Here is a 23,813-nt window from a genome sequence, read left to right as displayed (position 1 = left end):
GAGGGGAGGGGGAGGGGGGGGGGGGGGGAGGGGAAGTGATGAGGGGACAGAGCGGATGTGCCCTCCCCCCCCCACCCCCCCCTCCTTCTCTCCCCCCTGTGTGGGGGGGGGCCCCCCCCCCCCCTCCCCCCCGGCGGGGCAGGTGTGCGCCGGCGCACCGGCGCACGTGTGTGCGTCAGCGCACCGGCGCGCCCGGCCCGAGCGGGATGCCCAGCGCCCACCAGGCGAAGAACAGCGCGGTCCAGGCCAGCGTCATGCAGACCGCGAGCGGCAGCGTGTACGAGGCCAGCGTGCCGATGCCGGCGTCCTTGCGGTACCGCTGCAGGAACCCGAGCGCCATGATGAAGTACGGGCTCATCGGCGTGATCGCCGTGGACCCGGAGTCGGCGATGCGGAACAGCGCCTGCGTGGTCTCGGCGGGCACGTCCAGCAGCATCAGCATGGGCACGACGACGGGCGCCGCGATGGCCCACATCGCCGAGCCGCTGGTCACGAGCACGTTCACCACGGACAGCAGCGCGAGGATCGCCAGGAACACGACCCAGATCGGCACGCCGCTGGTCTCCAGCGCCTCCGCCGAGTTCACGGCGATGACGTCGCCGATGTGCGTCCAGTCGAAGTAGGCCAGGAACTGGGCGATCGCGAAGAACAGCACGAGCACGGGCGCCATCTGCTTCACGCCCACGGCCATGAGCCGCGGCACGTCCCCCGCCTTCGTGATCTCGCCGGACCGCCACCCGTACACGATGCCGACCAGCGCGAACAGCACGGCGACGATCGCCGCGATCCCGTCCAGGAACGGCGACTCCGTCAGGCTCCCGTCCTCCCCGCGCAGCGGGGACGACGACGGCAGCACCACCGCGACGATCACCAGGATCGCGGCCAGGCCGGACAGCAGGGCGGCCCGCAGCGCCTTCCGGTCCCGCGGCGAGAGCTCCAGGCCGGCGACGTCGTCGAGGTCGGCATCGGGGTCCGCGCCCAGGTCCGGGCGCTTGGCCAGGACCAGGTTCGTGACCAGGGTGATCACGATCGCCAGCAGCAGCGACGACGCGATGTTGAAGAACCAGTTGCTCACCGGTGACACGTACGCGTTCGGGTCGATGATCCGCGCCGCCTCCGTGGTGATGCCCGCGAAGATGGCGTCGTTCGGCGTCGGCACGGGGCTCGCGTCGTACCCGGACGCGATCGACGTGTAGGCGACGACGACGCCGAGGATCGGCGACTTGCCCACCGCCCGGAACGCCAGCCCGCCCAGCGGCACCAGGATGATGTAGGCGGCGGCGCTCGCGACGTGCGAGACGGTGCCCGCGAAGGCCACGGCGAACACGACCCACGAGACGGGCACCCGGGAGACGGAGACCTTCATGGCCGCCGACAGGAAGCCGGTGCGCTCCGCGATGGCGACGCCCATGATGACCACGACGATGGTGCCCATCGGGCCGAACGTCGCGAAGTTGTCGACGGCGGTGGAGACGGCCATGGCGAGGCCCGCGCCGCTGAGCAGGTTCTGCACCACGACGGTCTCGCCGTCGGCGGGCGAGACGACGGACACGCCCGCCGCCGCCAGCCCGGCGCTCGTGATGCCGAGGATCGCCGCCAGGATCCAGAACAGCCAGAACGGGTGCGGCAGGGCGTTGCCGAGGCGCTCGACGACGGCCAGCGCGCGCAGCACGCCGGGCAGCCGGTCCGGCTCGGTCCCGGGCGCGGCCTGCTTCGACGTCGCGGTCATGACGCCGCCCCGTCCGTGCCGTGGCCGTGCGCGCCGTGGCTCATGAGGAAGCGCACCGGCAGCCGCTCGTCGCCCAGGAACTCCCACAGCACCTCGTGGGCCTCGATGCTGTGCGTCGCGTACCCGCCGCCGGAGTAGCTGTCCTCCCCCGGCCAGGTGTGCCCGCCGCCGAGCACCGCCACGTGCGTCACCTCGGCACCCCGGTCGCAGTCCGTCCACCGGGTGGTGGTCACGTCGAACGCCGTCTGCTCGACGTCCGGGCCCACGGCGCAGCCGTTGCGCGCCACCCAACCGCCCACCCAGTCCTGGATCGCGGGCAGGCCGCGGTCGGTGTCGCCCGCGTACGGGATGGTGACGTCGTCCGTGCCGTGGAAGTCGATCACCGGCACCGGCCGCTCCGGGTCGCAGTCCGGGTGGCCCGTGCCGTAGAACGCGGCGGCCACCGGCGCGACCGCCGCGATCCGGTCCGACAGCTCGCACGCCAGGATCCCCGTGAAGCCCGCGCCGTTGGACTTGCCGGTCGCGTACACGCGCCGCGCGTCCACGCACAGGTCCTGCTCCAGGGTGTCCAGCAGATCGTTCGTGTACGCCACGTCGTCGACGCCGGGGGCCGCGTACGGCGCACCCTCCCAGGCCTGCCGGTCGCCGTCACCGGTACCGATCACGCCGTTGCCGTACGCGACGATCGCGGGCAGCGCGTCCAGGCCGGAGAACGCCTCCGTACCCGCCCCCGTGTTGCCGCGGCCGTGGAACACCAGCACGACGGGCCACGCCCGGTCGCTGCGGTAGCCGTCCGGCAGGTGGAGCTGCACGGTGCGCTCGCGGCCGTCGCTGGTCAGGGTGCGCAGCACGCTGCTGCCCGGCTCCTGGCCGGGGTCGGTGCCGCAGCCCGCGGAGCGGAGCGGGTTGCGCCCGGCGCGGTCCGGGTGGGCCGACGGCGAGACGGCGGCGTCGGCCGGAACGGGTGCGGCCGGTGCGGCCGACGCCGTCGTGGCGCCGACCAGGCCGGCCAGGCCGGAGACCGCGAGCGCCAGGGCGGTCAGGAGCGCCGCGCGCCGGCCGGGCCGCCGTCGGCCCTGCCCTCGTCGGCCTTGCTCTCGTCGGCCCGGTGGTGCGGGGCGGGGTGATGCTGTCGTCGTTGACATGCGAGTCCTTTCTGGGCGCCGGGCCTGTTCGCGGGCACGGCGGAGCGGACACCTGGCGGGCCAGGTGCGTACCGAGGGGGTGCTGTGGGTGCTGTCGGAGGCGTGCCGGCGCTACGCGGGCGGCCACTCCTCCAGGAAGGTCGTGATGCGGGCGACGATCGCCTTGACGATCGCGGCGCCGTCCTCGGCGGTGGCGCGGCGCGGGTCGCCGAGCACGCCGTTGGGGCTGAGCCGGTCGTACGGCAGGGTCAGGGCGGGGTGCGCGTGGCGGCGCGCCGTGCGGGAGACGTCGTCGAGCTGGTCCGGGGTGGTGGTGCCCGGTTCGAGCAAGTCAGGGTGCACCAGGTGCGGTGCGAGGTGCAGCATCTGCGCGGTCTCGGCCTCGCCGGAGTGCCCGTGCACGGCGCTGGGCTCCATCGCGGCCACGGCGTCGCCCGCGAGCGACGTCAGGGGCGACCAGGCGAGCTGGATCCCCGGGTGGGACACGAGCAGGTCCTGCGCCACGGTGGTCAGGGTCGCGTTGTTGCCCCCGTGGCCCGTGACCACCAGGAACCGCGTCCAGCCGTGCCGGTGCAGGCTCGTGACGTACTCCCGCACCACGGCCGCGAACGTCGTGGTCGTCAGCGTCACCGTGCCCGCGAACGCCATGTGGTGCGGCGAGACCCCCACGGGGATCGACGGCCCCACCACCACCCGGCCGGCCAGGTTCGCGGCGACCTGCGCCACCACGCCCTCGGCCCGCACCAGGTCGGTCCCCAGCGCCATGCCCGGGCCGTGCTGCTCCAGCGCGCCGGCCGGGATCAGCACCACCGTGCCGCGCGCGACGGCGTCCGCCGCCTCCGCCGTCGTCATCTCCGCGAGGCGGAACGGGGCGGTCACGGTGCCGCCTCCCCGAAGTCCGCCGCCTCCAGCGACTCCCGGATCGTGGTCAGGTGCGCCCGGGTCAGCCGCTCCGCGGCCGCGCCGTCCCCCTCGCGGACCGCGCCCAGGATCTCCAGGTGCTCCGCATGGTCCCGCTGCCGGTCGTCGTACCGGAACCGGATCTCCGTCTGCTCCGACGCCCGCACGTGCAGCAGCGCCTCCACCGTCTCGCGCAGCAGCCCGTTGCCCGACGCCGCCGCCAGCTCCACGTGGAAGTTCAGCGCCGGCCGGAACCCGTGCACCGGCGGCTGCAGCGCCGTCGCCGCCGCGGCCTCCAGGCGCTGGAGGGCGGCGGCGTCGCGGGCGCTCGCGGCGAGCGCCGCGATACCGGGCTCGATGACGAGGCGGGCCTGGACCAGCTCGATCACCGAGGAGCGCGTGATGTGCGGCCGGTGCGGGTTGGCCAGCACCGACCGCTCGAGGCCTGGGCCGATGTACGTGCCGGAGCCGTGCCGCAGCTCGACCACGCCGGTGGCCTCCAGCCGCCGCAGCGCCTCACGGACGGTGGGGGTGGTGACGGCGAACCGCTTGGCCAGGTCGCGGGAGGACTCCAGCACGTCGCCGGGTCCGAGGCTCTCGGAGCGGATCAGCTCGACGATGTCGTCCGCAAGCTGCTCCGAGAACGAGGCTCTACCTTGAGTCATAAAGTGACTAAATCACTTGAGCACCCGGCCGGTCAAGAAGCCAGCTGTACTGACCAAGGTTCAGCAGGCCGTCGGCGACCACGTCCGGCGTCGATGCGGTCGCGGACAGCCTGCTGAATCCCGGTCAGTGACCGACCGCCAGGGCCGCGTAGTCCGGCAGGTCGATCTGGTCGACCGCCTTGTCGATGCCGCCCATCATCATCCCCGCGAGCGGGGTCTTCAGCAGGGCCCCCATCACCGCGGTGCGGGCCTTGATCTCGAACCGCGAGGGGGGCAGGAAGCCGCGCGCGCCGCCCGGGAGCTGCTTCATGTTGACCGCCGCGTAGGGCCGGACGATCGCCTCGTACGCCGCGAACGCGGTCGTGGGGTCGCCGCCGGCCCGCGCGAGCTCGCCCGCCAGCACGTACGCGCCCACCAGCGCGAGCGACGTCCCCATCCCGACGGACCCGGCGGTGCAGGCGTCGCCCAGGAGGGCGACCCGCCCGCGGTGCCACGACGGCATCTCGATCTTCACGTGCCGGTCGAAGTAGAAGTCGTCGGCGCGCTCCATCGCGTCCAGCAGGCGCGGCACCTCCCAGCCCTCGCCGGCCAGCACGCCGGCGACCAGGCGCTTCTGCCCGGCAATGTCGCGCCGGTCGTACTCCACGGGGTCCCCGGCGAAGTGGACCATGCCCCGCGCCCCGCCGTGCGCCGGGTAGAGCAGCACGTTGCGCCCGCCCACGCCGTTGCCGGCCGGCATCGAGTACAGCAGCTCCCAGCCGTCGAGGCCCCACGTGTCGCCGGCGCCGGCCGGCTCGGCCGTGAAGACGGCGCGGTGGTAGCCGGAGTCGACCGCCCGCCAGGCGCCGTCGAAGGCCAGCCGACGCGTGGTGGAGAAGACGCCGTCCGCGCCCACCACGAGGTCGAACCGGCGCGGGGCGGAGCGCTCGAAGGTGACGTCGACGCCGTCGGCGCGCTGGTCGAGCGCCGTGATGCTGTCGTCGTACAGGTACTCGACGCCGTCGGCGGCGTCCATGATGATCCGCATGAGGTCGCCGCGCAGGATCTCGATGTCGGCGATGACGCCGCCCGAGTGGCCGAACATCTCGGCCGGCAGCTCCGTGGTGCGCCGCCCGGCGGCGTCGAGGTAGGCGATGCCGCGCACACCCGTGTGGGCGGCCCGGACCTGCTCGGTGAGGCCCATCCGGTCCAGCACGGTCCGCGCGGCGCCGCGCACGTCGACGCCCTGGCCGCCCGGCCGGGGCCCGGCCGACCGCTCGACCACCGTGACGTCGAAGCCGTACCGGCGGAGCCAGAACGCGAGGGCCGGCCCGGCGACGCTGGCACCGGAGACGAGTACGTGGGTCATGGCTGCTCCCTGGTTCGAAGGTTCCTCGCCGAGGTGTTTCGGTGAGGCGCTTCGTACACCGTACGAAGCGCCCTATGCTGGGTAAAGAGCGGGGTAGTGCACCAGGTAGTGCACCTCGCGAACGCCCAGGCCACGGGGCCGCGACGCACGAGACAGGCCCGCGACCGCACTAGTACAGGGAGCCGAAGATGACCACACCGTCCGAGCGCATCGCCGACGAGATCCGGGGCCGCATCCGGTCGGGCGAGCTCGCCCCGGGCGCGCCGGTCCCGTCCACGCGCCGCATCGTCGCCGAGCACGGCGTGGCCATGGCCACCGCGAGCCGGGTGTTGGACGCGCTGCGCCGCGACGGGCTCGTCGAGGTCCGCCGCGGCGTGGGCACCGTGGTCGCGCAGGGCGCGGCCGGTGCCGGCGCGGCCCGCCCCGGCACGGCGGCGTCCGCCGCGAGCGCCCCCACCGTGGACGACGTCGTGCGCCTGGCCATGGCGACGGCCGACGCCGAAGGGCTGGGCGGGCTGTCCATGCGGCGGATCGCGACCGACCTGGGCATCCCCACGATGTCGCTGTACCGCTACGTCCGGGGCCGCGAGGAGCTGCTGGCCCGGATGCTCGACACCGTGTACGCCACCTCGCCGCTCCCGGACCCGCTGCCGGACGGCTGGCGGGCGCGCGCCGAGGTGTGCGCCCGCACCATGTGGGCAGCGTTCCAGCGCCACCCGTGGGCCGCGCACGTCATGTCGATGACGCGGCCGCAGGTGCTGCCGCACGGCATCGCGCACACCGAGGCCCTGCTGAGCGCGTTCGGCGAGCTGCCCGGCCGGCTGCTGGACCTCGACGCCCGGATGCACCTGACCGTGTCGGTCTTCCAGCTCGTGCGCGGGCTGGGGGTGGGCATCGAGCCGGCGGCGCAGGCCCGCAAGGACGACGGGCTGAGCGACGAGGAGTGGATGGACCGCACCCTGCCCGACCTCCAGGCCGCCGTCGACCCGCGCCGCCACCCGCACCTCGTGGCGGCGACGTCCGCCGACGTCGACCTCACCCTCGACACCCTGTTCGAGTTCGGCCTGGCCCGTCTCCTGGACGGCTACGCGGTGTTCCTCGGCGAGGAGCGCTGATGTCCCCGCACGAGCGCGACAACCGGCTGCTGCTGCGCGCCCGGGACGCCATCGACCGCGACTACGCCCGGCCGCTCGACGTGCCCACCCTGGCCCGCATCGCGCACGTCTCGCCGTCCCACTTCAGCCGCAGCTTCCGGGCAGCCTTCGGCGAGACGCCGCACCGCTACCTGCAGCGGCGCCGGCTGGAGCGCGCGATGGCGCTGCTGCGCAACACCGCGACGCCGGTGACGGAGATCGCGCTGCAGGTGGGCTCAAACAGCCTGGGCACGTTCAGCCGCACGTTCCGCGACGTCGTCGGCATCTCGCCGACCGAGTACCGGCGCCAGACGCGACCCGTGGCCGCGCCCGTCTGCTTCGTCAAGAGCTGGATGCGGCCCGCGGGCTGAGCAGCTCCTCGACCGGGCAGTTCTCGACCGAGCAGATTCGGAGAAGCGCACCGGCCCGGTGCGGTCCTAGCGTGGTGGACATGTTCAAGAACATCTCCATCACCGCCGTGACCGTGCTCGACCAGGACGAGGCCCTCGACTTCTACGTCGGCAAGCTCGGGTTCGAGGTCAGCAACGACGTCGACATGGGCTTCATGCGCTGGCTGACCATCTCCCTGCCCGCCGACCCGGACCGCCACCTGCTGCTGGAGGTGCCGGGGCCGCCGTCCCTCAGCGAGGAGGTCGCGGCCCAGGTCCGGGACCTGCTGACCAAGGGCGCGCTCGGGGTCGCGTGCATCCTGACGACCGACGACTGCCGCCGCACCTACGCCGAGCTCAGCGCGAAGGGTGTCGAGTTCACCGAGGAGCCCGTCGAGCAGCCGTACGGCATCGACTGCGCCCTGCGCGACCCGTTCGGCAACCACATCCGCGTCACGCAGCCGGCCACCGGCCCGGTCGAGGTGACCGACGCGGACATCGCCCGCTGGAACGCCGAGCAGCCGCGCTGAGCGCTTCGCCGGTGCCTCCGAGCTCAGCCGGCCACGCCCAGTTCGGCAGTCTGCGCCGCAGAGTCGGCAGTTTGTCGCGCAGAGTCGGCAGTTGGCATCGAGGTCGGCACACCACTGTGCCGATCTCGAAGCAGACTGCCGACGTCGGCGAAACTTCCGACCTGAGCAGAGCTGGCGACGTCGGCGGAACTACCGATCTCGAATGCAGACTGCCGACGTCGGCGAAACGCCGGCGCTGCGGGGCAGTGGTCGCGGGGTTGCGGGGTTGACGTCGGCAGTTCGCTCGGCCGCTGCGGGGCTCGCTCGGCGATGTCGGCAGTTGGCATCGAGGTCGGCAGTTTGCGCCACAGAGTCGGCAGTTGGCATCGAGGTCGGCGCACCACTGTGCCGATCTCGAAGCAGACTGCCGACGTCGGCGGAACTGCCGACCTGGGCGGAACCGTCGACGTCGGCGGAACTACCGATCTCGATGCAGGCTGCCGGCATCAGCGGAGTGCCGATTGGGATCGTGGTGAACAGTTCGCTGGGCTCTGCCAGGTCGGCAGTCGCGCCGCAGAGTCGGCAGTTGGCATCGAGGTCGGCGCACCACTGTGCCGATCTCAAAGCAAACTGCCGACATCGGCGAAACTGCCGACCTCGTGGGTCGATCTGCAAGACGGCATCACAGCCGCGGCGGGCCCGCCTCGACCCGGCGCAGCACGGCCGGCAGGGAGTACAGGTCGGGCGACTCGTACAGGCCGCGCTCGTCCCACCAGGTCGCCCCGGCCTCGGCCAGCGGCCCGACGACGTCGGCCGCCGCCTCCGGCGTCGTCAGCCCGCCCACGACGACCTCGAACGGGGCGGCCGTATCGACCGAGCCGACCGCATCGTTCGAGCCGACCGCGCCGACCATGCCGACGGCGGACAGGCCGCCCGCCGTGCGGTGCTCCGCCACGTACTCCGTGACCTCCCGGACCTCGCCCGGTGTGGGCGGCACGCCGTGCCCGGACGCGAACAGCGGCACGACGCCGTCCCACCGCGCCGCGCGTCGGAACGGCCGGCGCGCGGGCCAGAAGCCGCCGACCCAGACCGGCGGCCGGGGCTGCTGCACCGTGGCCGGGAGGATCTCGACGTCACGCACCCGGTAGTGGGGGCCGTCGTGGTCGACGCGCTCCCCCGCCCAGTACCGGGCGAGCAGGCCGAGGCCCTCGTCGAGCTTCTCGGCGAGCACCACGGGGTCGGTCTCGTCGCCGAAGCTGCCGAACTCGTCCTCGACGGGCCCGCCCAGGCCGGCGCCGAAGACGGCGCGGCCGCCGCTGACGGCGTCCAGCGTCGCGACCTGCCGCGCGAGTTGCTCGGGGCGGCGCCGGGCCACGGGCGTGACCAGGGTGCCGAGCCGGATCGTCGAGGTCGCGAGCGCCGCCGCGGTGAGCAGCATCCACGGGTCGCCGAACGGCTGGCCGCGGCGCGCCTCCTTGCGGTGCACCACGTGGTCCCAGACGAACAGGCCGTCCCAGCCGGCGTCCTCGGCCGCGCGGGCCACGGTCGCGACGGCGCGGGCGTCCGCGAGGTCGCCGAAGTTGGGGACGTTCACGGAGAAGCGCATCAGGCCTCGCCCTCGGGGGCGGTCCCGGCGGCGGGCACGTCGCTCAGGTCGCGCCACATGATCCGCAGGCCGACGTCGCCCCGCTCGGGGTGCCGGAACGCGCCGGGCGCGACGCCGAGGGTGACGAAACCGAGAGTCTCGTACAGGTGGACGGCGGCGGTGTTGGTGTCGACCACCGCGTTGAACTGGATCGCGGCGAACCCCTCGCGGGCCGCCCAGGCGATCATGTCCTCGACCAGGGCCCGGCCGGCGCCGGTGCCGCGCACCGCGCGGTCGACCATGATGCTGCCGGACGCGATGTGGCTGCCCGGTCCCGGCCGGTTCGGGTACATGTTCGCGGTGCCGACCACGGCGCCGTCGCGCATCGCGACGACGACGCGCCGCGGGGCCTCCAGCCACCCGGCGCGGGCGTCGGCCTCGCCCATGGTGGGCTCGTAGGCGAAGGTGTCAGCGGCGCGCACGACCTCGCGCACGATCGGCCAGATGGCGGCCCAGTCGTCGGCGCCCGCCTCACGCACTGTGGTCAGGGGCCGGCCGGCGTCGGGCGGCGTCTCGACAGAAGGCTGCATGTGCTCACCCTGCCCCACGACCGGCCCGTCCCGCCACGACGATTCCGGGCAGGAGCCCGCGTCACGGGCGGGGCCAGTGGCGGCCCGAGCGGTCCTCGATGACGCGGTTGTAGCGGCCCAGCAGCTCGCCGAAGCGGGCCCGGTCCTCCTCGGACCAGTCGTGCAGCAGGTCGGCGAGGAGCGCCCGGCTGGCGGTGCGCTCCTCGCCCAGCAGCCGGCTGCCCTCGGCGGAGAGGCGGAGCTTGCGCGCCTGCCCGCCGTCGGGGTCCTCGAAACGCTCCGCGAGGCCCGACCGGCGCAGCGCGGCCGTCTGCCGGTTCAGGGTCGAGACGTCGAGGCCGGTGGCCTCGGCGAGCTCGGCGAGGCTGGCGGGACCACCGGCGTCGAGCAGGCTGAGCAGCGTGTACGCGCTCTGGTCGAGCAGCCCGCCCTTGCGCCGCGTGCGGCCGGCAGGGAGCGCGGCCAGGTGCCGGCCGAACAGCATGCCCTCGTACTCGATCTCGTCGATCGGTGACGTCATCGTCGTCTTCCTCCGGTCCCGCACGGAACTATCGTCTATGCATCATGCACAAGATATGGCATCCTGAGCATGAACCCCAATGTGCATGATGCACAGCAATCTTTCGAGGAGACTCGTGACGACCACCGCGTCCCGCCCCGCACGACCGCCAGAGACCGGGACCACCTCCCCGGCGCTCCACCCCAACCGCATCGTCGCCATCCTCGCGATCGGCGGCATCGTGGTCGCGATGACCCAGACCCTCGTGGTCCCGATCGTCGCGACGCTGCCCACCATCTTCGACGCCCCGGCGTCGGACACGTCCTGGATCATCACGATCACGCTGCTCGTCGGCGCCATCTGCACCCCGGTCTCGGGGCGGCTGGGCGACCTGTACGGCAAGAAGAAGATGATCCTGGTCTCGCTGGTGCCGCTGGCCCTCGGGTCCGCGGTCTGCGCCGTGGCCACGACGGTCCCCGTCATGGTCACCGGCCGCGGCCTGCAGGGCCTGGCCACCGGGTTCATCCCGCTCGGCATCAGCATGCTGCACGACCTGCTGCCCAAGGAGCGCACCGCCGGCGCCATCTCCCTGATGAGCTCGTCGCTCGGCATCGGTGGCGCCCTCGGCCTGCCGTTCGCCGCCGCCGTCGCCGAGTTCGCGAGCTGGCGCATCCTGTTCTGGCTCATCGCCGTCTGCGCCGTCGTGGTCGGCGTCGTCGTCTGGCGCGCGATCCCCGCCCCCGCAGCGCCCGCCCGGGTGCGCACGCCCTTCGACTACGTGGGCGTGCTCGGCCTCGCCGCGGGTCTCGTGGCCCTGCTGCTGGCGGTCTCCAAGGGCGCCGAGTGGGGCTGGGCGAGCCCGCTCGTGCTCGGCCTGTTCGCCGGCTCCGTCGTCATGCTCCTGGCCTGGGGCTGGTGGGAGCTGCGCACGCCCGCCGCGCTGGTCGACCTGCGCACCACCGCCCGCCCCGCCGTGCTGCTGACCAACCTGGCCTCGATCATGATCGGGTTCGCCATGTACGCGCAGTCCCTGATCCTGCCCCAGCTCATGCAGGCGCCGGCCGCGACCGGCTTCGGGCTGGGCCAGTCGATGCTGCAGATGGGGCTGTGGATGGCGCCGTCGGGCATCGCGATGACCCTCATGTCGCCCGTGGGCGCGCAGATCACCCGGGCCCGCGGGCCCAAGACGACGCTCGTCCTGGGCGCCCTGGTCATGGCGCTCGGCTACGGCCTGTCCACGCTGTTCATGGACACGCTCGTGGGCCTGTCGGTCACGGCGTTCGTCGCGGCGGCCGGCGTCGGCTTCGCGTACGGCGCGCTGCCCGCGATCATCCTGGGCTCCGTCCCCGCCTCCGAGAAGGCCGCCGCGAACGGCTTCAACGCGCTCATGCGCTCCATCGGCACCTCGGTGTCGGCCGCCGTCATCGGCGTGGTGCTGGCCCGGATGAGCACCACGTTCGGCGAGCACACCCTGCCCACCGAGGGCGGCTTCCGCGTGGCCCTGCTGCTCGGCTGCGGCATGGCCGTGGTGGCCGCCGCCATCGCGGCGACCGTCCCCGTCAAGGGGCTGCGCGAGGTGTCCGGCGGGCACTGAGCCGCAGGTCATGCTCCAGCCGTACGCCGGACGGCGCCCTCCCCCGCGGGCGCCGTCCGGCGTACGGTCGGAGCATGTGCCGAAACATCACCACGCTGCGCGGCCTCGAACCGGCCGCCACCGACGAGGAGATCACCGCCGCCGCACTGCAGTTCGTGCGCAAGGTCACGGGCGTGACCAAGGTGAGCGACGCCACCCGCGACCCGGTGGAACGGGCCACGGCGGAGATCGCGGACATCGTGACGCGCCTGCTCGACGAGCTCCCCGAGCGCCGTCAGCCGCCCAAGACCGTGCCGCCGCTGCGCCGGGCCGAGGTGCAGGCGCGGATCGCGCAGCGCATCAAGGAGCGTGAGGAGCACGAGCGGATGCACGAGCTGGGCATCGCGCACTCGCACTGAGCGGCCCGCCCCGCTACAGTTGCGACGTGCTCGCACACCTCTCCTGTTGCTGTCACTGACCACCCCACCCGGTCCGTCAGTCCCCCGCGCGCGCCGTCGCGCGCGCAGAACAGGAAGAGAAACAGGTGCAGTACGCCAATTCTGTCGTTGACCTTGTCGGCAACACCCCCCTGGTCCGGCTCAGCCACGTGACCGAGGGCGTGACCAGCGCGACCGTGCTCGTCAAGCTCGAGTACCTCAACCCCGGCGGCTCGTCCAAGGACCGCATCGCGGGCCGGATCATCGACGCCGCCGAGCGCGAGGGCAAGCTGCTGCCGGGCGGCACCATCGTGGAGCCCACGTCGGGCAACACCGGCGTCGGCCTCGCCCTGGTGGCGCAGCAGCGCGGCTACCGCTGCGTCTTCGTGCTGCCCGACAAGGTGGGCGAGGACAAGCGCAACGTCCTGACCGCGTACGGCGCGGAGGTGGTGGTCACGCCGACGGCGGTGGCCCCCGACAGCCCCGAGTCCTACTACTCGGTGAGCGACCGGCTCGTGCGCGAGATCCCGGGCGCCTTCAAGCCCGACCAGTACTCCAACCCCAACGGCCCGCGCTCGCACTACGAGACGACCGGCCCGGAGATCTGGCGGGACACCGACGGCCGCGTCACGCACTTCGTCGCCGGCGTCGGCACGGGCGGCACCATCACCGGGACCGGCCGCTACCTGCGCGAGGTCTCGGGCGACACGGTGCGCATCGTCGGCGCCGACCCCGAGGGTTCGGTCTACTCGGGCGGCACCGGCCGCCCCTACCTGGTCGAGGGCGTCGGCGAGGACTTCTGGCCCACCGCCTACGACCCGAGCGTGCCGCACGAGATCATCGCGGTGAGCGACGCCGACTCGTTCGCGATGACCCGGCGCCTCGCCCGCGAGGAGGGCATCCTCGTGGGCGGGTCCAGCGGCATGGCCGTGGTCGCGGCCCTGCGGGCCGCGCGCGACCTGAGCGCCGACGACGTCGTGGTGGTCCTGCTGCCCGACGGCGGCCGCGGCTACCTCGGCAAGATCTTCAACGACACCTGGATGCGGTCCTACGGCTTCGCGCCGGCCATCGAGGACCACACCGTCGCGGACGTGCTGGCCGCCAAGGCCGACCGCACCCCGCCCCTGCTCTACGTGCACCAGACCGACACGGTGCGGGAGGCGATCGACCGCATGACCCGGTCCGGCGTCTCCCAGCTGCTCGTGCTCACCGCGGAACCCCCCGTGGTGCTCGGCGAGATCGCCGGCGCCGTGCACGAGGACGAGCTGCTCGACGGGGTGTTCGCCGGCAAGGCGAACCTGTCGGACGAGGTGGGCGGCCTGATCGGCCGGCCCCTGCAGCTCATCGGCGTCAACGAGCCGGTCGGGACGCTGCGTGCGGCCCTGGCCGACGAGACCGCACTGCTCGTGACCGACGGCGGCAAGGCCCTCGGCGTGGTCTCGCGCTCCGACCTGCTCGACTACCTCGCGGTCTGACCCGCACGCACCCTTCGAAAAGAGACCTGAACTCCCATGACCGACGCCCGACCGAGCCGTTTCGACACGCTCGCCATCCACGCGGGACAGCACACCGACCCCACCACCGGCGACGCGATCCCCGCGATCCACGTCACCTCCACCTACGCCCAGGACGGCATCGGGGGGCTGCGCGGCGGGTACGAGTACTCGCGCGGCGGCAACCCCACCCGCACGGCCCTGGAGGAGCAGCTCGCGGCGATCGAGGGCGGTGCCCACGGCATCTCGTTCGCCTCCGGCCTCGCCGCCGAGGACGCGCTCCTGCGCGCCGTCGTCGCCCCCGGGGACCACGTGCTCGTGCCGAACGACGTGTACGGCGGCACGCACCGCCTGATCCGCACCGTGCACGGCAAGGCCGGCGTGGCGCACACGACCGTGGACACCGCCGACCTCGACGCCGTGCGCGCCGCCGTCCGGCCGGAGTCCAAGGTGCTGTGGGTGGAGACGCCGTCGAACCCGCTGATGAAGATCAGCGACATCCCCGCGCTGGCCGAGCTCGCGCACGAGAACGGCCTGCTCCTGGTGGTCGACAACACGTTCGCCTCCCCCGCGCTGCAGCGCCCCCTCGACCTGGGCGCCGACGTCGTGGTGCACTCCACGACCAAGTACCTCGGCGGGCACTCCGACGTCGTCGGCGGCGCCGTCGTCGTCAAGGAGGGGGCCGACGAGCTCGCGGAGCAGGTGCGCTATGTGCAGTTCGCCGCGGGCGCCGTGTCCAGCCCGTTCGACGCGTTCCTCACCACCCGCGGCATCAAGACGCTGTCGGTGCGGATGCAGCGGCACTCCGAGACGGCGCAGACGCTCGCCGAGCGCCTGGTGCACCACCCCGCCGTCGCGCGCGTGCTGTACCCGGGCCTGCCCGACCACCCGGGCCACAAGATCGCCGCCCACCAGATGTCGCGGTTCGGCGGCATGATCTCGCTGGAGCTCGCCGGAGGCGAGCAGGCGGCGCGCACGTTCGCCGAGTCGACCAAGGTGTTCCTGCTGGCCGAGTCGCTCGGCGGCGTGGAGTCGCTGGTCAACTACCCGAGCGAGATGACCCACGCGTCGGTGCGGGGCACGGAGGCCGAGGTCTCGCCGTCGATCGTCCGCCTGTCGGTGGGCCTGGAGGACGTGACGGACCTCCTGGACGACGTCCTGCAGGCCCTGGACCACATCTGACCCACCCCCTTTCGTTGAGTGCTGGCTATCTGCGGTGCGGAGGCCTTCCGGGCCGCAGATGGCCAGCACTCAACGACGTTCGGGGGGCGTCTAGGGTTGGGGCGTGACCGAACATGCTCCCGTGAGCGCCGTGATGCATCGCGCCAAGGCGGACGCCCGCGCCTCCCACACCACCGTGGGACAGGTGCGGCACCTGCCGGGCGACCGCGAGGAGATCGACTGCGCCTGCGGCATGACGCTGACCAACGGGCCGCAGTGGTCGCTCGACGAGCACATCCGGCTGCACCGCGCCGAGGCGCGCTACCTGGCGCTGAGCGAGGTGGCGCCCGCGGGCATGCCGCGGCTCATCCCGGTGGATCCGGCACGGCTGCCCCGCTGACGCGGCGGCCCCTCAGCGGGGCCGCCGGGCGCCGTCAGAGCTCGTCGGGGTCGTCCCAGGACACGCCGCTCGAGGAACCCGAGATCGGGTCCAGCTCGCAGCCGGCGAGGTTGCGCGGGGCCTTGGAGACGTCACCGCCGCCGAGCAGGCCGCGACGGGTGGCGACGCGGCGGGCGACCGGCGGCGCGATGTGGGCGTAGGAGGCGTTCGACTCGTCGATGAGGTCGGTCGGGACCGAATCGGCCGAGTCACTGGTGGGCTGGGGTTCCCCCGTGATCATGTGGCCATTCTCGCAGGAACTGGAGGTTCCTCGCATCCGCTTGGCACAGTATTTCGAATCCACGCCAAGCCTCCACGACCACGGCACGCCCACCACGAGATCTCCCCCCACGTACCCCCGCGGGGTGTGATGATCGTGCGATGCAGACGTGGCCTGGTCGCCCCTACCCCCTCGGGGCGACCTTCGACGGTACGGGGACGAACTTCGCGCTCTACTCGTCCGTCGCACAACGGGTGGAGCTGTGCCTCCTGGCCGACGACGACACCGAGACGCGCGTCGAGGTCACCGAGACGGACGCGCACGTGTGGCACGTGTACCTGCCCGGCGTCGGCCCCGGGACGCGCTACGGGTACCGGGTGCACGGGCCGTACGACCCGGCGTCGGGCCACCGCTGCAACCCGGCCAAGCTCCTGCTGGACCCGTACGCGAAGGCCGTGGACGGCGACCTCGACGGCGACCCGTCCCTGTTCTCGTACGCGTTCACGGACGTGGAGCAGGCCACCACGGGCACCACGCCGGACGCCGCCGACTCCCTGGGCCACACGATGGTCTCCGTCGTGGTCAACCCGTTCTTCGACTGGGGGCACGACCGCCCGCCGGCCACGCCGTACCACGAGACGGTGATCTACGAGGCGCACGTCAAGGGCCTGACGATGCGCCACCCGGACGTCCCCGACGAGCTGCGCGGCACCTACGCCGGGCTCGCCCACCCCGCGGTGATCGAGCACCTGCGCGCCCTGGGCGTCACGGCGATCGAGCTCATGCCCGTGCACCAGTTCGTCACCGACCCGTCGCTGGCCGCCAAGGGCCTGACGAACTACTGGGGCTACAACACGATCGGGTTCTTCGCCCCGCACAACGGCTACGCCGGCTACGGCAGCCGCGGCCAGCAGGTCATGGAGTTCAAGGCCATGGTCAAGGCGATGCACGAGGCGGGCATCGAGGTGCTGCTCGACGTCGTCTACAACCACACGGCCGAGGGCAACCACCTGGGCCCCACCCTGGGCTTCCGGGGCATCGACAACGCCGCCTACTACCGGCTGGTCGACGGCGACGACGCGCACTACTTCGACACGACCGGCACCGGCAACTCGCTGCTCATGCGCTCCCCCGCCGTGCTGCAGCTCATCATGGACTCGCTGCGGTACTGGGTCGAGGAGATGCACGTCGACGGGTTCCGCTTCGACCTGGCGGCCACGCTCGCCCGCCAGTTCCACGAGGTCGACCGGCTGAGCGCGTTCTTCGACATCGTGCACCAGGACCCCGTGATCTCCCAGGTCAAGCTCATCGCCGAGCCGTGGGACCTGGGTGACGGCGGCTACCAGGTGGGCGGGTTCCCGCCGCTGTGGACCGAGTGGAACGGTCGCTACCGCGACACGGTGCGCGACTTCTGGCGCGGCGAGCCGGCCACCCTGCCGGAGTTCGCCTCCCGCCTGACCGGGTCCAGCGACCTGTACGAGCACAGCGGCCGCCTGCCGAGCGCGTCCATCAACTTCGTCACCGCGCACGACGGCTTCACGCTCGCCGACCTCACGGCGTATAACGAGAAGCACAACGACGCCAACGGCGAGGACAACAAGGACGGCGAGAACCACAACCGGTCCTGGAACTGCGGCGTCGAGGGGCCGACGGACGACCCGGAGATCAAGGAGCTGCGCGCCCGGCAGCGCCGCAACCTGCTCGTCACGCTGATGCTGAGCCAGGGCGTGCCGATGATCGCCCACGGCGACGAGCTCGGCCGCACCCAGCAGGGCAACAACAACGCCTACTGCCAGGACAACGAGCTCACCTGGGTGGACTGGGGCGGCCCCGACGGGCTGGACGCCGAGCACGCCGCGCTCCTGGACTTCGCCCGGCAGGCCGTCCGGCTGCGCCGCGACCACCCGATCCTGCACCGCCGCCGGTTCTTCGACGGGAAGGTGTCACCGAACGCCGCGGGCGGACCCGCGGACGTCGAGTGGCTCGACCTCACGGGCGCCCGGATGGACGACACCGACTGGCAGCAGGCCTACGCCCGGACCGTGGCCGTCTTCCTCAACGGCGACGCGATCACGGAGACGGGACGGCGCGGCGAGGCGGTGGTCGACGACTCCTTCCTGCTGCTGCTCAACGCCCATTTCGAGGCGCTGGACTTCACGCTGCCGCCCGCCGGCTACGGCGCGTCGTGGACCGTGGTCCTGGACACCGACGGCAGCGCGGAGCCCGGGACGGTGCTCGGAGCGGGCACCGGTCTGTCCGTGACGGGCCGAAGCGTGGTCGTACTGACTCGCCCATCCGGAACACCGGGCTAGGCTGTCGGCCGTGACCGGACCGAGGAGTGGAACCGGAGGCAGCACACCACCGCCCCGCCCGGGCCCTGACATGCCCGTTCCCGGGCCCAGACCGGTGGTGTGGGCCCCGCGCGCCCGCATCATCGAGGTGCTCGTGCCGTACGACCCGTACGAGGAGCCGGAGCACATGCCGCTGCGCCTCGTGGGCGCCGGCGAGCCGGGGTACTGGGGCGCCGACAGCGTGCTCGGGCACGGCACCGACTACGGCTACTCCGTGGACGGCGGCCCCCTGCTGCCCGACCCGCGCAGCGTGTGGCTGCCGCAGGGCATCCACGGGCCCACCCGCGTCTTCGACCCGGCCTTCGAGTGGACCGACGGCACCTGGTCCCCGCCGGACCTCTCCACGGGCGTGCTCATGCACGTCGACGTCGAGACCTTCACCCCCGCGGGCACGCTGGACGCCGCGGCGGAGCTGCTGCCCACGATCGCCGGCCTCGGGGTGCACGGCGTCGAGCTGGCGCCGGTCGCGGCGTTCGACCCCGCGCTCGGCCCGGCCCGCGGCGTGCGCCTGTACTCGGTGCACGAGCCGTACGGCGGCCCGCGGGCGCTGCAGCGCTTCGTCGACGCCGCCCACGCCGCCGGCCTCGCCGTCGTGCTGGACATCCCCTACCGCTGGGCCGTGGCCGACGAGCTCGGCCTGGAGGCGTACGGCCCCTACCTGACGGGCGGCGGCGGCCGCCCGCGCGTGGCCCGGACCGAGGTCGGCGACGCGGGCGAGTACGCCCTGCAGGCCATGCGCCCCCGGACCGGCCAGGTGCCCCTGGACCGGCCGCGGACCGGCCCCATCCAGCTCCGCACCGGCCAGGTGCCCACGATCGGCACACGGGCCGGCAAGGTGCCCTCCTCGCCCACCGTGCGGACCGACTACGTGGGCGACCGCATCAACCTCGACGGCAGCGGCAGCCGCGGCCCCCGGGACTTCCTCGTGGACGACGCGCGGCACTGGCTGCGCGAGTACCACGTGGACGGCCTGGTGCTCGACGTCGACGCGCTCGTGGACCGCTCCCCCACGCCGTTCCTCGGCGAGCTGGCCGACTACGTCGTCGGCCTGGGCGAGCAGCTCGAGCGCCGGTTCAGCCTGCTGGTGGACGGGCCTGGCCGGAGCGACCGGCTCACCACGATCCTGCTGCGCATCCTGTCCGGGCCGGGCAAGACCGAGGACATCCAGGCGCTGCAGATGCTCGCCGACCTGGTGCACCCGTCGGTGCGCCGCGCCACCCGGCAGAACGGCGGGCGGCGCAGCCGGGTCCGCTCCGGCGCCAGCGTGGTCGAGGACATCACGCGGCTGCCCGCCGCGCAGCTCACGGTGCCGTGGGCAGGCGAGGAGAGCCCCGCCACGGCGCTGCTGGGCGTGGACGACGTCGACATCCGGGCCAGCGTGCTCGCCACCGTGATCCTCGCGGGCAACCCGCTGGTGCTCGACACGGTCCACGTGCCCGTGGTGCCGCGCAACGCCGGCGAGCAGCGGCTCTCGAGCTGGGCGCACGACCTGATCGCGATCCGCCTCGCCATCACCGACGAGCTGGACCTCCCCCTGGAGATCCGGTCCACGGCGGACCGCTCGGTGATCGCGGTGCTGCGGGGCAGCCTGGCGTTCGTGCTCAACACGGGGCACGGCCTGGCCGCGCTGCGGCTCGGGAGCCTCCTGCGACCCGCCGAGGGCGCCAGCCGGGCCCCGCTGCCCGGGGCGTTCCGGCTGGCCGCCGCGTGGGAGCCGGGGGCGACCCGCCTGGTGGGCGACACCCTCACGGTCCCGCCCCGGATGACGGCCGTGCTGCGCGCGGAGGCCTGACCTGGGAACCTGGGTTCGGGGACCGGCGCCGACCGGTCGCGCGAAGGAGGCGTCCGATGGCGAAGAAGCCGGGAAAGTCCACGGGGAAGAGCGCGGGGAAGAAGGCGGGCGAGCGCGCCGGCAAGGGCGGCGCGAAGAAGAGCGTCGACAAGGGCGCCGACAAGGGTGGCGCGGGCAGGGCCGCTGAGAAGAGCGCGAAGAAGTCCGCACCGCCGCGGGAGCCGGGCGACCTGTGGGAGACCCCGGTCGAGGAGTCCCTGCGGTGGGTGCGCGGCACCGACCTGAGCGCCCTGGACCAGGCGGCCACCCCCGGCTGGGCCGGGAGCCGGGCCGACGGCGAGCAGCTCATGGCCACCCGCGGCGAGGAGCTCGCCGACCTGCAGGAGCGCCTCTTCGCGCACGGCCGCACCGGCGGCGACCGGTCCGTGCTGCTCGTGCTGCAGGGCATCGACACCTCGGGCAAGGGCGGCATCGTGCGGCACGTGGTGGGCATGGTGGACCCGCAGGGCGTGATGCACCGCGGGTTCGGCGTGCCGACCGAGGAGGAACGGCAGCACGACTACCTGTGGCGCATCCGCAACGCCCTGCCCCGCCCCGGCTACCTCGGGGTGTTCGACCGGTCGCACCACGAGCAGGTCCTGGTGGTCCGGGTGGACCGGCTGGAGCCGGTCCGGGTCTGGCGCAAGCACTTCGCCGAGCTGAACGCGTTCGAGACCGAGGTGGCGGCGTCGGGCACCGCGATCGTGAAGGTGACGCTCGTCGTCTCGCCCGACGAGCAGAAGAAGCGCCTGGCCAAGCGGCTCGACCGCCCGGACAAGCACTGGAAGTACAACCCGAGCGACATCGACGTGCGGCTCAAGCTCCCGCAGTACCTGGCGGCCTACCAGGAGATGCTGGACCGCACCTCCACGAAGGACGCGCCCTGGTACGTGGTGCCGGCGGACCGCAAGTGGTACGCCCGCCTGGCGGTCACGGAGCTGCTGACCGACGCCCTGCGGTCGCTGGACCTGGGCTGGCCGCCCGCCGACTTCGACGTGGCGGCGGAGAAGGCGCGGCTCGCGGAGACGTAAGCCGGGCGGTTCAGTTCCGGCTCGCCTCGTCCTGCGTGACGAGGCGGCGTCCTTCCTCGGCCAGCGCGCCCAGCCGGGACAGCGCCCGGAAGTACTTCTTGCGGTACCCGCCGGCGAGCATCTCGTCGGTGAACAGGCCGCGCGTGTCCCCCGCGCCGGCCAGCAGCACGGGCACGTCCCGGTCGTAGAGCCGGTCCACGAGCACCACGAGGCGCAGCGCGACGGCCTGCGCCGTCACCGGGTGCACGCCCGTCAGCGCCACCACGGAGACGCCGTCGAGCAGCGCGCCGTAGCGGCTCGGGTGCACGGTGGCGAGGTGCTCCAGCAGGTCGTCGAACGCGTCGAGCGTGGCGCCCGGGCGGGCGGCGGCCGCCGTCACCTCGTCGACGGTCAGCGGCTCGGGGTCGGTGACGACGTCGCGGTGGCGGTAGTCCTCGCCGTCGACCCGCAGCGTCTCGAAGCGGTCGGACAGGGCCTTGATCTCCCGCTGGAAGTCCTGGGCGGCGAACCGGCCCTCCCCCAGCGCGCCGGGCAGCGTGTTCGACGTCGCGGCGAGCGCGACGCCGCGGTCCGCGAGCTCCCGCATGAGGCGCGACATGAGGGTCGTGTCGCCGGCGTCGTCCAGCTCGAACTCGTCGATGCAGACCAGCTTCTTGGCGGCCAGCGCCTCGACGGTCGGGAGGAACCCGAGGGCCCCCACGAGGTTCGTGTACTCGACGAACGTGCCGTACGCCGCAGCATTCGATCCAAGGGCCGGGCCGAGGGCCTCGCCGACGGCGTGGGCCAGCGAGGTGAGCAGGTGCGTCTTGCCGACACCGAAGCCGCCGTCGAGGTAGACCGCGGGGGCCGGCTGGCGGCGGGCGAACAGGCGCCGGGGGGCGGTGATCTGCTGGGCGATCTCCTGCAGCCGGGTCAGCGCGCGGCCCTGGCTGGGGTGCGCCGGGTTGGCGCGGTAGGTCGCGAACCGCGCGGCGGCGAAGTGCCGGGGCGGTACGAGGTCGGTGACGAGCCGGTCGACGGGGACCTGCGGCCGGACGGCGCTGAGGGCCTGGGTGGTCCGGACGGTCTGGGTCTCGGTGGCGGGGGCTGTCACGAAGCAGAAGATTACCGGCGGCTCAGGTCACCGGGCGTGCCACGAGAGCAACGTCACACGTGGACGACGGCGGGTGCGCCGGGCTGGTCGAGCACCTCGCCGAGGGCGTGGACCACCTGGGCGGCGGTCCGCGTCTGGGCCGGGTCCACGTTGCGGTCGTCGCCCGCGACGGCGTGGTCGATGACGAGCTCGTGGAACCGCACGGCACCGGACCCGGCCTCCGCGGCCTCCAGGCGCAGCACCTGGACCAGCATCGCGAGCCCGGCCCCGGTCACGCAGATCGCGCCGGACCCGGCCATGGCCTCGCGGGAGGCGGAGCCGTTGATCACGACGTACGGGTCGCCGGGCTCCAGCAGCGGCGAGAGCGCGCGGGCGGCGTCGAGGTGGGCGGTGAGGTGGGAGGCCAGCGTCGCGGTCCACCGGTCCGGGTCGTCGTCCAGCAGGGCGGCGCCCTTGTGCCAGCCGCCGATCGACGCCACGACGGCCCCGGGCAGCGGGGCGCCCGCACGGTCGCAGGCGGCGCGGACGGCGTCGGGCAGGTCGGCGACGGTCTCGTACCGGACGGGGATGACGCCGTCGCCGGCGTCGGGCAGGGGGCGACGGGCCGCGGCGAGCACCGCGCGCCCGTCGGCAGCCAGGCCGCGGGCGACCCGGCTGCCGACGTAGCCGCTGGCCCCGACCACGAGGACGGGGCGGGATCCGGTCATGCCGCTCAGACTAGGTCAGAGCGCGACCGGCTGCGGCACGGCCCTCGGGTCCGGCCCGAACCGGTTGGGTCCGGGCTCACCCGGCAGGGCGAGCAGCACGACGATGATGATCCCGCCGAAGAACGGGACGAGGCACAGCAGGTAGAACCAGCCGGACTTGCCGGTGTCGTGCAGGCGCCGCACGCCCGCCGCGAGGAGCGGCACGAACGTGGCGAGCACGACGATCCCCAGCAGCGCCGAGCCGATCGACCCCAGCACCCCCGGCTCCTGCGTGACCGGGTCCATCGTGACCAGGGCCGGGATCAGGAGCACCACGAAGATCACGGTGTTCACGATCGCCAGCGCGAGGTAGAAGAACCAGTACTCGGAGGCCCGGGCGCGGCCGGTGAAGTCGCCGTACCTGCGCAGGCAGGTCCGGACGGATTCGACGATCGACACGTGGGTCAGACCGCGGCGGCCTGGTCGACGGCCTTCGGGTCGGGACCGAACTGGTTCGGGCCCGGGGTGCCGGCGGAGGCGCCCCACACGATGATCAGGATGAAGTTGACGACCGGGATGAGCAGCAGGAACGCCAGGGCGCCCGACTTGCCGGTGTCGTGCAGGCGGCGCACGATCACGGCGAGCGTCGGCAGGAGCAGCGCGAGCGCGACCAGCGAGAGGACGAGGTAGCCGGTCGTCAGGGAGCCGGGCATGGCGGGCACCGTGGTGCTGCCCGCGTTGGCGGCCTCGAGCATGGCCGTCGTGTAGGCCGTGAGGCCCGGCACGATGAGCGCGAAGTAGAGCACGCTCTCGACGATGACCAGGGCCAGGTAGTACCACCAGAACTCGGAGCGCCGGGCACGGCCGCTGAACGTGGCGTACTTCGACAGCACGGTCCGGATGGACTCGATGAACGACATCAGGAGGAAGCCTCTCTCACGATTTATGCTGGAAACCTCCAGCAAGTGCGCACATAGTGTCCCGATCAGTCAATAAGTACGCAAGG

The 23,813-nt window shown here is 73.1% G+C and carries 24 protein-coding genes; 11 read left to right on the top strand and 13 right to left on the bottom strand.

Translation table 11 applies throughout. From position 1 onward, the window contains the following. Window positions 1–175: 175 nt before the first annotated feature. From ACFV9Q_RS01670 to ACFV9Q_RS01650, 5 genes are all read right to left on the bottom strand, one after another. Window positions 176–1,729 carry an AbgT family transporter gene (locus ACFV9Q_RS01670; protein ID WP_377232862.1) on the bottom strand — a complete coding sequence of 518 codons (1,554 nt, stop codon included), beginning with the start codon at window positions 1,727–1,729 and terminating at the stop codon, window positions 176–178. Beyond that, window positions 1,726–2,874 (bottom strand): alpha/beta hydrolase family esterase, encoded by a 1,149-nt coding sequence (locus ACFV9Q_RS01665; protein WP_377232861.1) that lies wholly within the window; start codon window positions 2,872–2,874, stop codon window positions 1,726–1,728. The genes ACFV9Q_RS01670 and ACFV9Q_RS01665 overlap by 4 nt, the downstream gene beginning before the upstream one ends. Before the next feature lie 111 nt (window positions 2,875–2,985). Continuing rightward, window positions 2,986–3,753, bottom strand: coding sequence for a creatininase family protein (locus ACFV9Q_RS01660; protein WP_377232860.1), 768 nt, complete (start codon window positions 3,751–3,753; stop codon window positions 2,986–2,988). Further along, the gene (locus ACFV9Q_RS01655; RefSeq protein WP_377232859.1) at window positions 3,750–4,439 is read right to left on the bottom strand and encodes a FadR/GntR family transcriptional regulator; all 690 of its coding nucleotides are present in this window, start codon (window positions 4,437–4,439) and stop codon (window positions 3,750–3,752) included. The genes ACFV9Q_RS01660 and ACFV9Q_RS01655 overlap by 4 nt, the downstream gene beginning before the upstream one ends. A gap of 124 nt (window positions 4,440–4,563) precedes the next feature. Then, complete coding sequence (locus ACFV9Q_RS01650; RefSeq protein ID WP_377232858.1) at window positions 4,564–5,787, bottom strand: FAD-dependent monooxygenase; 1,224 nt, start codon at window positions 5,785–5,787, stop codon at window positions 4,564–4,566. A gap of 188 nt (window positions 5,788–5,975) precedes the next feature. On the opposite strand from ACFV9Q_RS01650, the gene ACFV9Q_RS01645 reads away from it, so the two are divergent. The 3 genes from ACFV9Q_RS01645 to ACFV9Q_RS01635 all read left to right on the top strand — a co-directional run bounded on the left by ACFV9Q_RS01645 (window position 5,976) and on the right by ACFV9Q_RS01635 (window position 7,839). Continuing rightward, window positions 5,976–6,902: a GntR family transcriptional regulator gene (locus tag ACFV9Q_RS01645; RefSeq protein ID WP_377232857.1), complete on the top strand. Its 927-nt coding sequence runs from the start codon at window positions 5,976–5,978 to the stop codon at window positions 6,900–6,902. Then, a complete protein-coding gene (locus tag ACFV9Q_RS01640) occupies window positions 6,902–7,291 on the top strand; it encodes a helix-turn-helix domain-containing protein (RefSeq protein WP_377232856.1) in 390 nt (129 codons plus the stop codon). The genes ACFV9Q_RS01645 and ACFV9Q_RS01640 overlap by 1 nt, the downstream gene beginning before the upstream one ends. Before the next feature lie 80 nt (window positions 7,292–7,371). Beyond that, window positions 7,372–7,839: a VOC family protein gene (locus ACFV9Q_RS01635; protein WP_377232855.1), complete on the top strand. Its 468-nt coding sequence runs from the start codon at window positions 7,372–7,374 to the stop codon at window positions 7,837–7,839. Between the two features lie 661 nt (window positions 7,840–8,500). On the opposite strand, the gene ACFV9Q_RS01630 is transcribed toward ACFV9Q_RS01635, so the two are convergent. The 3 genes from ACFV9Q_RS01630 to ACFV9Q_RS01620 all read right to left on the bottom strand — a co-directional run bounded on the left by ACFV9Q_RS01630 (window position 8,501) and on the right by ACFV9Q_RS01620 (window position 10,513). Next, a complete protein-coding gene (locus ACFV9Q_RS01630; RefSeq protein ID WP_377232854.1) occupies window positions 8,501–9,424 on the bottom strand; it encodes an LLM class flavin-dependent oxidoreductase in 924 nt (307 codons plus the stop codon). Next, complete coding sequence (locus ACFV9Q_RS01625) at window positions 9,424–9,993, bottom strand: GNAT family N-acetyltransferase (protein ID WP_377232853.1); 570 nt, start codon at window positions 9,991–9,993, stop codon at window positions 9,424–9,426. The genes ACFV9Q_RS01630 and ACFV9Q_RS01625 overlap by 1 nt, the downstream gene beginning before the upstream one ends. A 61-nt stretch (window positions 9,994–10,054) precedes the next feature. Continuing rightward, window positions 10,055–10,513 carry a MarR family winged helix-turn-helix transcriptional regulator gene (locus ACFV9Q_RS01620; RefSeq protein WP_377230625.1) on the bottom strand — a complete coding sequence of 153 codons (459 nt, stop codon included), beginning with the start codon at window positions 10,511–10,513 and terminating at the stop codon, window positions 10,055–10,057. Between the two features lie 115 nt (window positions 10,514–10,628). On the opposite strand from ACFV9Q_RS01620, the gene ACFV9Q_RS01615 reads away from it, so the two are divergent. From ACFV9Q_RS01615 to ACFV9Q_RS01595, 5 genes are all read left to right on the top strand, one after another. Then, window positions 10,629–12,086: an MFS transporter gene (locus tag ACFV9Q_RS01615; RefSeq protein ID WP_377232852.1), complete on the top strand. Its 1,458-nt coding sequence runs from the start codon at window positions 10,629–10,631 to the stop codon at window positions 12,084–12,086. Between the two features lie 74 nt (window positions 12,087–12,160). Continuing rightward, a complete protein-coding gene (locus ACFV9Q_RS01610) occupies window positions 12,161–12,484 on the top strand; it encodes a DUF2277 domain-containing protein (RefSeq protein WP_182617119.1) in 324 nt (107 codons plus the stop codon). A 125-nt stretch (window positions 12,485–12,609) separates the two neighbouring features. Continuing rightward, window positions 12,610–13,977 carry a cystathionine beta-synthase gene (locus tag ACFV9Q_RS01605; protein ID WP_377230622.1) on the top strand — a complete coding sequence of 456 codons (1,368 nt, stop codon included), beginning with the start codon at window positions 12,610–12,612 and terminating at the stop codon, window positions 13,975–13,977. Window positions 13,978–14,013: 36 nt separating this feature from the next. Continuing rightward, window positions 14,014–15,177 (top strand): cystathionine gamma-synthase, encoded by a 1,164-nt coding sequence (locus ACFV9Q_RS01600; protein WP_377232851.1) that lies wholly within the window; start codon window positions 14,014–14,016, stop codon window positions 15,175–15,177. Window positions 15,178–15,298: 121 nt separating this feature from the next. Continuing rightward, window positions 15,299–15,556 (top strand): hypothetical protein, encoded by a 258-nt coding sequence (locus ACFV9Q_RS01595; RefSeq protein ID WP_285103749.1) that lies wholly within the window; start codon window positions 15,299–15,301, stop codon window positions 15,554–15,556. Window positions 15,557–15,590: 34 nt separating this feature from the next. Here the strand turns inward: ACFV9Q_RS01595 and ACFV9Q_RS01590 are convergent, their stop codons facing one another. Next, the gene (locus ACFV9Q_RS01590; RefSeq protein WP_377230620.1) at window positions 15,591–15,836 is read right to left on the bottom strand and encodes a hypothetical protein; all 246 of its coding nucleotides are present in this window, start codon (window positions 15,834–15,836) and stop codon (window positions 15,591–15,593) included. Between the two features lie 140 nt (window positions 15,837–15,976). Here ACFV9Q_RS01590 and glgX point away from each other — a divergent pair, with 140 nt between their 5' ends. The 3 genes from glgX to ACFV9Q_RS01575 all read left to right on the top strand — a co-directional run bounded on the left by glgX (window position 15,977) and on the right by ACFV9Q_RS01575 (window position 21,028). After that, a complete protein-coding gene (glgX, locus tag ACFV9Q_RS01585; RefSeq protein WP_377232850.1) occupies window positions 15,977–18,127 on the top strand; it encodes a glycogen debranching protein GlgX in 2,151 nt (716 codons plus the stop codon). Between the two features lie 94 nt (window positions 18,128–18,221). Then, window positions 18,222–19,958: a hypothetical protein gene (locus tag ACFV9Q_RS01580; protein WP_377232849.1), complete on the top strand. Its 1,737-nt coding sequence runs from the start codon at window positions 18,222–18,224 to the stop codon at window positions 19,956–19,958. 56 nt (window positions 19,959–20,014) lie between these two features. Further along, complete coding sequence (locus ACFV9Q_RS01575) at window positions 20,015–21,028, top strand: PPK2 family polyphosphate kinase (protein ID WP_377232848.1); 1,014 nt, start codon at window positions 20,015–20,017, stop codon at window positions 21,026–21,028. Window positions 21,029–21,038: 10 nt separating this feature from the next. On the opposite strand, the gene zapE is transcribed toward ACFV9Q_RS01575, so the two are convergent. Genes zapE through ACFV9Q_RS01555 form a run of 4 tightly spaced genes read right to left on the bottom strand, consistent with a single transcriptional unit; the run spans window position 21,039 to window position 23,727 of the window. Next, on the bottom strand, window positions 21,039–22,121 hold the full coding sequence (gene zapE / locus ACFV9Q_RS01570; RefSeq protein ID WP_377230616.1) for a cell division protein ZapE: 1,083 nt from the start codon (window positions 22,119–22,121) through the stop codon (window positions 21,039–21,041). Between the two features lie 53 nt (window positions 22,122–22,174). Further along, the gene (locus tag ACFV9Q_RS01565) at window positions 22,175–22,828 is read right to left on the bottom strand and encodes a hypothetical protein (RefSeq protein ID WP_377232847.1); all 654 of its coding nucleotides are present in this window, start codon (window positions 22,826–22,828) and stop codon (window positions 22,175–22,177) included. 15 nt (window positions 22,829–22,843) lie between these two features. Then, complete coding sequence (locus ACFV9Q_RS01560) at window positions 22,844–23,266, bottom strand: DUF805 domain-containing protein (RefSeq protein ID WP_377230614.1); 423 nt, start codon at window positions 23,264–23,266, stop codon at window positions 22,844–22,846. 5 nt (window positions 23,267–23,271) lie between these two features. Beyond that, window positions 23,272–23,727, bottom strand: coding sequence for a DUF805 domain-containing protein (locus tag ACFV9Q_RS01555; RefSeq protein ID WP_377232846.1), 456 nt, complete (start codon window positions 23,725–23,727; stop codon window positions 23,272–23,274). Between the last annotated feature and the right edge of the window lie 86 nt (window positions 23,728–23,813).

Origin of the sequence: Promicromonospora sp. NPDC059942 (assembly GCF_042731755.1) — a bacterium.
Taxonomy (GTDB): Bacteria; Actinomycetota; Actinomycetes; order Actinomycetales; family Cellulomonadaceae; genus Promicromonospora.
The sequence above is the reverse complement of the archived record's forward strand: the minus strand, read 5'-3'. Positions and strand labels throughout refer to the sequence as shown.

Bases quoted from the DNA above. Each gene is read 5' to 3' on its own strand.
- ACFV9Q_RS01670 (WP_377232862.1), bottom strand. From the start codon at position 1,729: ATGACCGCGACGTCGAAGCAGGCCGCGCCCGGGACCGAGCCGGACCGG.
- ACFV9Q_RS01665 (WP_377232861.1), bottom strand. From the start codon at position 2,874: ATGTCAACGACGACAGCATCACCCCGCCCCGCACCACCGGGCCGACGA.
- ACFV9Q_RS01655 (WP_377232859.1), bottom strand. From the start codon at position 4,439: ATGACTCAAGGTAGAGCCTCGTTCTCGGAGCAGCTTGCGGACGACATC.
- ACFV9Q_RS01650 (WP_377232858.1), bottom strand. From the start codon at position 5,787: ATGACCCACGTACTCGTCTCCGGTGCCAGCGTCGCCGGGCCGGCCCTC.
- ACFV9Q_RS01645 (WP_377232857.1), top strand. From the start codon at position 5,976: ATGACCACACCGTCCGAGCGCATCGCCGACGAGATCCGGGGCCGCATC.
- ACFV9Q_RS01640 (WP_377232856.1), top strand. From the start codon at position 6,902: ATGTCCCCGCACGAGCGCGACAACCGGCTGCTGCTGCGCGCCCGGGAC.
- ACFV9Q_RS01635 (WP_377232855.1), top strand. From the start codon at position 7,372: ATGTTCAAGAACATCTCCATCACCGCCGTGACCGTGCTCGACCAGGAC.
- ACFV9Q_RS01630 (WP_377232854.1), bottom strand. From the start codon at position 9,424: ATGCGCTTCTCCGTGAACGTCCCCAACTTCGGCGACCTCGCGGACGCC.
- ACFV9Q_RS01625 (WP_377232853.1), bottom strand. From the start codon at position 9,993: ATGCAGCCTTCTGTCGAGACGCCGCCCGACGCCGGCCGGCCCCTGACC.
- ACFV9Q_RS01620 (WP_377230625.1), bottom strand. From the start codon at position 10,513: ATGACGTCACCGATCGACGAGATCGAGTACGAGGGCATGCTGTTCGGC.
- ACFV9Q_RS01610 (WP_182617119.1), top strand. From the start codon at position 12,161: ATGTGCCGAAACATCACCACGCTGCGCGGCCTCGAACCGGCCGCCACC.
- ACFV9Q_RS01600 (WP_377232851.1), top strand. From the start codon at position 14,014: ATGACCGACGCCCGACCGAGCCGTTTCGACACGCTCGCCATCCACGCG.
- ACFV9Q_RS01590 (WP_377230620.1), bottom strand. From the start codon at position 15,836: ATGATCACGGGGGAACCCCAGCCCACCAGTGACTCGGCCGATTCGGTC.
- glgX (WP_377232850.1), top strand. From the start codon at position 15,977: ATGCAGACGTGGCCTGGTCGCCCCTACCCCCTCGGGGCGACCTTCGAC.
- ACFV9Q_RS01575 (WP_377232848.1), top strand. From the start codon at position 20,015: ATGGCGAAGAAGCCGGGAAAGTCCACGGGGAAGAGCGCGGGGAAGAAG.
- ACFV9Q_RS01565 (WP_377232847.1), bottom strand. From the start codon at position 22,828: ATGACCGGATCCCGCCCCGTCCTCGTGGTCGGGGCCAGCGGCTACGTC.
- ACFV9Q_RS01555 (WP_377232846.1), bottom strand. From the start codon at position 23,727: ATGTCGTTCATCGAGTCCATCCGGACCGTGCTGTCGAAGTACGCCACG.